Raw genomic sequence first — 9,171 nt, forward strand, 5'->3', positions numbered from 1 at the left:
TATTGTTTTGTCACTTTAAAAATAGCTTACCTTTTTTAATTCTCCAATTTTCGGTTAACCATGCCGTTCGCAGTATAGATGAAGTTTTTGAAGAAGTGAACCAATCAGAGGTGATGTTTGGTGGGTAACTCTGATTGTTTTACCTACTATAGTTTAAGGTAACATATTAAAACCAATGATTTATGAATAATTTAAAAAGTATACTTTTGTTACTTTGGGTGTTGTACTATGCGGCTGGTACAGCACAAGCTCAAAGTGAACCGACTGACTTCCTCGATAAGGCATTTCATAAACAAAGACGAGATGCCCTAAGGCAACTGATGCCTGCCAAATCAGTGGCAGTGTTTTTTGCTAACCCTGTACGTAATCGTGCCAACGATGTAGAATATGTGTACCACCAAGATCCAGAGTTTTATTACCTAACAGGCTATCGTGAGCCCCATGCCCTGTTATTGATTTTTAAAGAATCACAAACCAATGCTACAGGCGACAAGTACAATGAAGTGTTATTTGTACAGCCCAAAAGTGCCTATATGGAAATGTGGACAGGGCGGCGGTTGGGTATCAAAGGGGCTAAAAATAAGTTAGGGTTTGCCCAGGTATACAATAATGACAAATTTCAGGATTTTTCAATCAACTTTACCCAGTTTAATAAAGTGTTACATTATCGTTTGCCCAACGATGTGCGCAATGGAGGCTTATACCGTCTGATACAACAGTTTAAAAGTAAATCAAAAATGCAGGCTGGACAGGCAGAACGTCCTAAAAACGATCCTAACAATAATTTGGATACCAAAACTTTACATCGCTTCATGTCACAGCTACGGGAAACTAAAACCGAAGAGGAGTTGATTTTGCTCAAAAAAGCCATTTTTATTTCTGCCATAGCCCAAAAAGAAGTAATGAAAGCAATGAAGCCCCAGATGTCGGAAAGCGAAGTACAAGGTATTCATGAATATGTATTTAAAAAGTACGGAGCAGAGTACGAAGGTTATCCTTCTATTGTAGGTGCTGGACACAATGGCTGCGTGTTGCATTACATTACCAACAATAAACCTAAATTAGGCAATGATTTGGTTTTGATGGACTTAGGGGCAGAATATCATGGGTATTCAGCAGATGTAACCCGTACTATTCCTGCAAATGGTAAGTTTAGTAAAGAACAAAAAGCCATTTATGACTTAGTGTATAAAGCACAAGAAGCTGGTTTTAAACAGTGTAAAGTAGGCAACGCATTTAATGATCCCCACCGTGCCGCAGTAAAAATAATTAATAAGGGTTTAGCTGAACTAGGGATCATTGGCAATGCTACCACCCGTCACCGATACTTTCCACATGGCACTTCACATTATCTGGGGTTAGATGTACACGACAAAGGGCGCTATGGAAAGTTTAAACACAACACAGTGATTACGGTAGAACCTGGTATTTATATACCTGAGGGCAGCCCTTGTGATAAAAAATGGTGGGGTATAGCAGTACGTATAGAAGATGATATATTGATTACCAACAAAGGCTGGATAAACTTGTCGGCAATGGCTCCCCGCAAATCGGATGAAATAGAAAAAACGATGGCAAAAAAAAGCCCTTTTGATGAAATAAAACTACCTGACTTGAATGAATTGATTAAAAAGAATAAATAAATCATACACAAAGAACTGGTGCTCCTAAGTGCTGGTTCTTTATGCTTATTTGGGTAAACTATCTTTAGTTGTTGGTTTCATTTTACACCACAAGACCTTTTTGTCAAATACTCCACCAATCAATAAATGATCTTTGTATGCCGCCGCAGCACTTGAGCCTGACAAACTATTCCCATTGTTGAGATACACTTCTTTTACTTCATAAATACCTTCCTGTTGGTATATAATCTTAATGACTTGGGAGGGTGATTTTTTCTGACTATCCTTTTGGTGAGCTACAAACGCAAAAAGCTTAGGGTGACAGCCCAGCCATAAATGACCTTTTTCGTCCAACTCTATATTATCTACACCTGTATATACCTTAATTGTTTCTACCAACTCTAGTGTGTGGTCAGGTTGGCGAGTATATGCTATCACCTCACCGTTGGTAGGGGAGGCAACAAAAATCATTTTCTTGTTAGAACTAATATTTATCCCATTGGCGTAAGCAATACCAGAAGTAGCCACCTTCATTGTTTTGCCATCATAGAAGTTGACCGAACCTAACGGTAACTTGAGATAGTCTTCCATAGTTCGGAGCCAGCCTTTGAGGTAGCGATGGTCATTGGTTACATAAAACTGCCGCTCACCTATTGCTACTACATCATTGGGCGAGGTCATCAATTTATGTTGTATACTTTCAAGGTAAACAAGTTGGGTGTCCCGAATCTCAAACCTTTCTATGGTTTGATGGGTGTTTAGTTTGGAGTGGTTTACCACAAATAGTAGCTCTTTGCCAGAAGACGTTCTAAAATAGCTCATGCCATGGGGGTGAAACTCTCGTTTAAAATCAGGCAACATGTTGATAGGCGTTGCATCAGGTTTTTTTAGGTCTAAATAATAGATACTACCCGGAGTAGGGGTAGGCTTGCCAGCCAATGTAGTACGACGCTTATCTACAGATAAATACGCAACCTCTTTTTGTCTATTGATAATGATGTCTTCTGCACCTCCAGCTGTTTTAACTACTTTTTCTGATCCGGCAAAGTGGGGCTTGATGCTTTTAAATACACCTGCATCGTACAGTGTCTTGATTACCAGTAAAACCAAAAAAAATAAAGCAAATGTTAAGCCTCTACTTATAATTTTTTTCATAACGATTGAGTTATTTTACAGTAATAAGTGTGTGTAAAGTTAATAAACGCCACCTTTTTTTAATGTTAAAAAGTGAAGCAAAGAATTAATTGGATAAAAAGAAATAACTACATTCATTATAAGTTAGTTGTTGACACATTCCTAAACAAAACAGAACTAATAAATTAATCCAATGAAACAAACAGCCATGTCGTGTAATGAAGTAGGTTATTTTTGTAGTTTTACTCAGCAAGGGTAAATCATAAAAAAATGTTTTATGTACAATGAAAAATATCGTGCATAAACAAATTATTTTTGCAAGATTACTTAATTCGTTATATTATCATTAATAACATTCAAATAGTATATATATGAAGTTGAAAAGCATTGTTTTACTGGGCTTAACCATAGCACAGGTAGGCATAGTTTCGGCAAAAACGCCTACATCTAAAAAACCTACACCGAAAACCTATCTTATTTATAAGAATTCACAGCTTTATTGGATCACTAATGGCGATACCACCAAAAAAGCTCCCAAAAACTGGTTTAACCTGGATGAAAAAAAAGACCAAGTACGGGGAGTAAGCACCGAGCTTGCCTATAAGAAGTTGTTGCGCAGAAAAAAATCTAAAACTGTCGTGGTAGCAGTCATTGACTCAGGAATAGACATTAAACACCCTGACCTTAAAGGTAAAATATGGGTGAACAAAAAAGAAATTGCAGGCAATGGCAAAGATGATGACAATAATGGTTATGTAGATGATATCAACGGTTGGGATTTTATTGGTGGCAAAGATGGTAAAGACGTAGATGCTGACACTTATGAAGTAACACGTGAACTTGTTCGTCTGGAGAAAAAGTTTGCCAATGTAGATGCGGAAAAACTAGATGATAAACAAAAAGAGGAATACAAGTATTTCTTGAAAGTAAAGAAAGCTTACCAAAAACAATATATGGAGGCTCGTCAGGGCTATAGTATTTTGCGTAAAATTTGGGAAGGATATCAACTGTTGCAGAAAGAGATGGGTAAAAAAGATTTTACCAAAAAAGACCTGAAAGAATTCAAAAGTGAGAAAGAAGAGGTAAACCGGGCAAAACAAATGTTAAACTTTGCTACAGCCAACGGTATCCCTCTCAATCAACTTGAGGCAGTGTTTAAGCAGTATGAGTCTATGTATAAGTATGGGGTAAACAAAGAGTTTGATCCTCGTTCCATTGTAGGAGATGATTACAGTAAGCTGAATGAAAAAGGATATGGCAACAACGAAGTGCAAGGACCTGATGCTGACCATGGAACTCACGTTGCTGGTATCATTGGCGCCAATAGAAAAAACAAAATTGGTATGAAGGGTGTAGCCCAAAATGTGAAAATTATGGTTTTGAGGGCAGTGCCTAACGGCGATGAGCGCGACAAAGATATAGCCAACGCGATTCGTTATGCAGTAGACAACGGAGCTAGAGTAGTAAATATGAGTTTTGGTAAGGCATATTCTCCTCATAAGTCGTATGTAGATGCAGCTGTGAAATATGCAGAAGAAAAAGGGGTACTATTGGTACATGCAGCGGGTAATGACCACGCCAATTTGGATGAAACCCCAAATTTTCCGAATAAAGTGTTCAAGGAGTCAGGTAAATCTGCAACCAACTGGATTGAGGTAGGGGCTTCGTCTTGGGGTGATGAAAAGAATTTTGTCGGGAATTTTTCTAACTATGGCAAAACTACAGTAGATGTTTTTGCTCCTGGTGTAGCTATTTATTCTACTACCCCTGACAACAAATATGCAGACCATGATGGGACCAGTATGGCAGCACCAGTAGTGTCAGGAGTAGCGGCCTTGTTGATGTCTTACTTTCCTAAACTGTCAGCAACAGATGTAAAGGAAATTATTTTGAAATCTTCTGTAAAATATACTGACAAAGAAATAAACAAGCCTGGTGGTAAAAGCAGCATTGTATTCAGTGAATTGTCGGTTACAGGTGGGATTGTAAACGTATACCAAGCAGTAAAAATGGCAAAGAAGTGGAAACCTAATAAGAAGTAAGTTCCATATAGAATTAATTAAAAAGCCTCGTAAAGTTAGTTTTGCGGGGCTTTTTAATTATGAAAATTTTATTTGCATGCTCCCCCTTAAGCCTTATGGTCTACTGCTAAGTTTAAGGGTACGACAGGTTTTTTCGGCAGCAGCCTGTTCTGCCTTTTTCTTACTAAATCCTGAGCCTTTGGCTACAGGCTCATCGTCTATAATGACCTGAGCTATAAATTGACGCTGGTGTTTGGAACCTTCTTCTCTAACAATTTCAAATTTAAGGTCGCGGTTGTTTTTTTGTGCCCATTCGATGATAATGCTTTTATAGTTTTGGTTATTTTCTATAATATCATCCAGGTCGAGGTGACCCAGCACAATTTTTCTGACAACAAATTTACGGCAGTAATGAAAGCCTTTGTCAAGGTATACAGCACCTACCAAAGCCTCCAGAGCGTCGCCCCCCATTGACTTGTAAGTAAAGTTACTTTTGGGATTACCCTCATATCGAATCAAATCTTGTATGCCCATTTTGCGGGAAAGCTGATTCAATGACTCACGGTTAACGATACGCGCACGTATTTCGGTTAAGAAGCCTTCTTCTTTGAATGGGTACTTTTTGAATAGATAGTCGGCAACTATGGCTCCCAAAATGGCATCGCCTAAATATTCCAGCCGCTCGTTCGATTCCTTAAATCCATCTTGCAGCGATTTGGATGCCGATGTATGACTTAGGGCAAGTTGATAAAGAGCAAGGTTAAACGGCTTGTGTCCTATGATTTGCTTGATAGCTATGGCAAGCCGTTTTTCTTCTTTGGAATGTTTACGAAGTAGTTTAGATAGAAATCTAAAAATCACTACATTTCTAATTTTTTAAATATTAAAGAAAAGTTATGACCTCCAAAACCAAACGTGTTACACAAGACATAATTTACTTCTCGTTCTTGTGCTTTGTTGAATGTAAAATTCAACTTTTGATCAAACTGTTCATCACCACTTACATGATTAATAGTAGGTGGAACTGTTTGGTGTTTGATGGCTAAGATACTTGCTACTGCCTCTATGGCACCAGCTGCACCTAGCAGGTGTCCGGTCATTGATTTGGTAGAGCTTATATTCAGATTATATGCGTGCTCTCCAAACACTTTTTGGATGGCTATAGCTTCACTTAAGTCTCCCAAAGGAGTAGAAGTGCCATGGACATTGATATAATCTATAGCTTCGGGTGCAATGCCTGCATCATTTAATGCATCTTTCATCACATTAATGGCTCCCAAACCTTCTGGATGGGGGGCTGTAAGATGGTAAGCATCCGAAGACATTCCTCCACCTACTAACTCAGCATATATAGTAGCACTTCTAGCTTTGGCGTGTTCGTATTCTTCTAGTATAAGAGCACCCCCACCTTCTCCCATCACAAAACCATCTCGGTCTTTATCGAAAGGGCGTGAGGCCGTTTCAGGAGAATCATTTCTTTGCGAAAGCGCTTTTAGGGCGTTAAAACCTCCTATACCTGATTCGGTAATAGCTGCTTCTGAACCACCAGATACTGCTAAATCAATTCTACCCAAACGGATATAATTGAAAGCATCTACCATGGCATTGGTTGCCGAAGCACAAGCCGAAACAGTTACATAGTTTGGACCTCTAAAACCATATTTGATAGATATATGACCTGCACTTAGGTCAGCAATCATCTTAGGAATAAAAAATGGATTAAACCTTGGAGTTCCATCTCCTTTGGCAAACTCTGAGACTTCATCCTGAAATGACTTCAAACCTCCAATACCCGCTCCCCATATTACACCAACCCTATCTTTATTGATTTTGTCAAGGTCGAGTTGAGCATCTTTGATTGCTTCTTCACTGGCAACCAAAGCATAGTGGGCAAATTTATCCATGCGGCGGTGTTCGCGGCGGTCAATGTGGTCATTGACATTGAAGTTTTTTACCTCGCAGGCAAATTGAGTTTTGAATTTTTCAGCGTCAAAACTAGTAATTGGAGCAGCCCCGCTTACCCCATTTTTCAACCCATCCCAGAAATCTGATACAGTGTTACCAATAGGAGTAAGTGAGCCTAATCCAGTTACTACAACTCTTCTTAAATTCATAAACAGAGTTTATTTTTTACTTAACGTTCTCTTCTAAGTAGGTGATAGCGTGCCCCACAGTAGCAATGTTTTCAGCATGATCGTCAGGAATAGAAATTTCAAATTCTTTTTCAAATTCCATGATCAGTTCAACAGTATCAAGAGAGTCGGCACCTAAATCGTTTGTGAAACTTGCTTCCTGAGTAACTTCTGACTCTTCTACACCAAGTTTGTCAATGATGATATTTTTAACTTTTTGTGCGATATCTGACATTTTTCAATAATAGTTTAGTTAAAAAACTTTGCAAAGAAATACATTAAAAATAATATTATCAAACAATTTTATCGATTCATGATTTGTTTTGCTGGAAATTGAAGGAATGTTAATTTTAATTCTCTTTTCTTACTAATTTGGCTTTCGCTGAGCAAATTCTCTTTTTGGTGTGGCAGATAGTAGATTTTGGTAGGACAGCAATCAGCAACTCTTTAAGTACAGTGCCTATTGAAAGCAGGTTTTGCATTTAAAGAGTTTATGTCTGTGATTCAGTATTGTTTAAAAACCAATTTCTGGTAGCATTACCAATATATTGTAATGGTTTGCCAAAATAGAGGCACTATTTGCTCAAAATTTAGTGCATATTGCCATTCAGTAACACAATTGGAAAACACTTAAAACAAAGTTCAAACACATTTAATCATTTAAAATGAAACCATTTTTTAACAAAACAAAAGTAATTGCTACTGTAGGTCCTGCAATTAATACCAAAGAGAAACTTCTTGAGATGGTATTGGCTGGTACAGATGTGTTTCGTTTAAATTTTTCGCATGGATCGCACGACGAGCATAAGAAGGTGATTCAGTACATCAGAGAATTAAACAAGGAACATAACCTGAACATTTGTATTCTTCAGGATTTGCAAGGACCTAAAATACGCTTGGGGGAAGTAGCTTCTGATCAGGAAATATTGAAACCCGGCAAAAAGGTAGTGATTACCAATGAGCCTATCAAGTCTACTGCAAAACGTATATATACCACGTACAAAGGCTTGATTAAAGATGTAAAGCCTGATGACCAGATTTTGATAGATGACGGTAAGATTGAGCTAAAGGTAATAGAAATCAAAGACAAAGAAGTAGTAACAGAGGTAATATATGGAGGACAGCTTAAGTCTAAAAAAGGAATTAATTTGCCAAGTACTGCTATTTCTTCTCCTTCGTTAACCGAAAAAGACACCAAAGACCTGATGTTTGGTTTGGCGCAAGGGGTAGACTGGATTGCTTTGTCTTTTGTGCGTTCGCCAATAGATGTATTGTTGCTTAAGCATATTATCAAGCAGCAAGGCAAAGAAACTAAAGTAATTGCCAAAATAGAAAAGCCAGAAGCAATCTCTCAGATTGACGAAATTATAGAAGCTACCGATGCTATTATGATTGCCCGTGGTGATTTAGGAGTGGAGGTAAAAATAGAGGAGGTTCCCATTATTCAAAAAATGGTGGCGTACAAGTGTCGTCAGGCAGGTAAACCTGTGATTATTGCTACCCAAATGCTGGAGAGTATGATTGATAACCCGCGTCCAACCCGTGCCGAAACTAATGATATTGCCAACGCAGTAATGGATGGGGCTGATACTTTGATGTTGAGCGGAGAAACCGCTGTAGGCAAATACCCTATAGAAACAGTGACGACTATGAACGAGACTATTCGTATCATGGAGCAAAAAACAGAAAGCATTTACCACAAAAAAGAAGTGCTGCACCGTAAGTCACCTACTTTTTATAATGATAGTATTATAGCCGCTGCTTGTGTGTTAGCTCAAGATACGCACGCCAAGGGGATATTAGGCATGACACAATCAGGGTATACTGCCTTTCAGGTAGCTCGTTTTCGCCCTAAGGCACACATCTTTATTTTTACAGCAAACCGAAAGCTACTCAATCGCTTAAGTTTAGTATGGGGGGTAAGGGCTTTTTATTATGATAAATTTACCTCGACTGATGATACTTTTGACGAAGTGTTAGAATTTTTGCAAACAGAAGAGCACATCCAAAGAGGGGATATATGCATCAACTTGGCAAGTATGCCTATAGCCAAGCGCCAACGAACCAATACTATTAAATTGTCTCAAATTTAGAGAGAATGATACGATATAATTTATTAGATATGATAATCCAGATTGAAACTGTGGCAGGTTTTGGTCTGGATTATTTTTTATAAGAGGCTGATCACTTACGTTTCGCCCAAATGGGAATCAGAAAATGAAACTTGTTCAAGTCCTAAATAGGCACTTGGGCTTATTTTTA

General features: G+C 38.2%; 7 protein-coding genes. 3 read left to right on the forward strand and 4 right to left on the reverse strand.

Annotated features, from left to right (window positions below; translation table 11 throughout):
* Positions 1–182 precede the first annotated feature (182 nt).
* Positions 183–1,643: an aminopeptidase P N-terminal domain-containing protein gene (locus tag Q0954_RS31285; protein WP_299465013.1), complete on the forward strand. Its 1,461-nt coding sequence runs from the start codon at positions 183–185 to the stop codon at positions 1,641–1,643.
* Between the two features lie 45 nt (positions 1,644–1,688).
* On the opposite strand, the gene Q0954_RS31290 is transcribed toward Q0954_RS31285, so the two are convergent.
* The gene (locus Q0954_RS31290) at positions 1,689–2,777 is read right to left on the reverse strand and encodes a hypothetical protein (RefSeq protein ID WP_299465016.1); all 1,089 of its coding nucleotides are present in this window, start codon (positions 2,775–2,777) and stop codon (positions 1,689–1,691) included.
* Between the two features lie 350 nt (positions 2,778–3,127).
* Between Q0954_RS31290 and Q0954_RS31295 the strand changes: the two genes are divergently transcribed.
* On the forward strand, positions 3,128–4,798 hold the full coding sequence (locus Q0954_RS31295; protein WP_299465019.1) for a S8 family peptidase: 1,671 nt from the start codon (positions 3,128–3,130) through the stop codon (positions 4,796–4,798).
* A gap of 93 nt (positions 4,799–4,891) precedes the next feature.
* On the opposite strand, the gene rnc is transcribed toward Q0954_RS31295, so the two are convergent.
* The 3 genes from rnc to Q0954_RS31310 are packed head-to-tail and all read right to left on the reverse strand — an operon-like array spanning position 4,892 to position 7,144.
* Complete coding sequence (gene rnc / locus Q0954_RS31300; protein WP_004155422.1) at positions 4,892–5,638, reverse strand: ribonuclease III; 747 nt, start codon at positions 5,636–5,638, stop codon at positions 4,892–4,894.
* On the reverse strand, positions 5,638–6,891 hold the full coding sequence (gene fabF, locus Q0954_RS31305; protein ID WP_299465025.1) for a beta-ketoacyl-ACP synthase II: 1,254 nt from the start codon (positions 6,889–6,891) through the stop codon (positions 5,638–5,640). The genes rnc and fabF overlap by 1 nt, the downstream gene beginning before the upstream one ends.
* Before the next feature lie 16 nt (positions 6,892–6,907).
* Positions 6,908–7,144 (reverse strand): acyl carrier protein, encoded by a 237-nt coding sequence (locus Q0954_RS31310; protein WP_004155426.1) that lies wholly within the window; start codon positions 7,142–7,144, stop codon positions 6,908–6,910.
* Positions 7,145–7,574: 430 nt separating this feature from the next.
* Here Q0954_RS31310 and pyk point away from each other — a divergent pair, with 430 nt between their 5' ends.
* Positions 7,575–9,002, forward strand: a complete 1,428-nt coding sequence (gene pyk, locus Q0954_RS31315; protein ID WP_299465035.1) for a pyruvate kinase — start codon at positions 7,575–7,577, stop codon at positions 9,000–9,002.
* The last annotated feature ends 169 nt before the right edge of the window (positions 9,003–9,171 follow it).

The organism is uncultured Microscilla sp. (assembly GCF_947493425.1).
In the GTDB taxonomy this organism is placed as follows: Bacteria; Bacteroidota; Bacteroidia; order Cytophagales; family Microscillaceae; genus Microscilla.

What these genes read in the sequence shown, in the direction of transcription:
- Q0954_RS31285 (WP_299465013.1), top strand. Translation starts at nt 183, where the DNA reads ATGAATAATTTAAAAAGTATACTTTTGTTACTTTGGGTGTTGTACTAT.
- Q0954_RS31290 (WP_299465016.1), bottom strand. Translation starts at nt 2,777, where the DNA reads ATGAAAAAAATTATAAGTAGAGGCTTAACATTTGCTTTATTTTTTTTG.
- Q0954_RS31295 (WP_299465019.1), top strand. Translation starts at nt 3,128, where the DNA reads ATGAAGTTGAAAAGCATTGTTTTACTGGGCTTAACCATAGCACAGGTA.
- fabF (WP_299465025.1), bottom strand. Translation starts at nt 6,891, where the DNA reads ATGAATTTAAGAAGAGTTGTAGTAACTGGATTAGGCTCACTTACTCCT.
- Q0954_RS31310 (WP_004155426.1), bottom strand. Translation starts at nt 7,144, where the DNA reads ATGTCAGATATCGCACAAAAAGTTAAAAATATCATCATTGACAAACTT.
- pyk (WP_299465035.1), top strand. Translation starts at nt 7,575, where the DNA reads ATGAAACCATTTTTTAACAAAACAAAAGTAATTGCTACTGTAGGTCCT.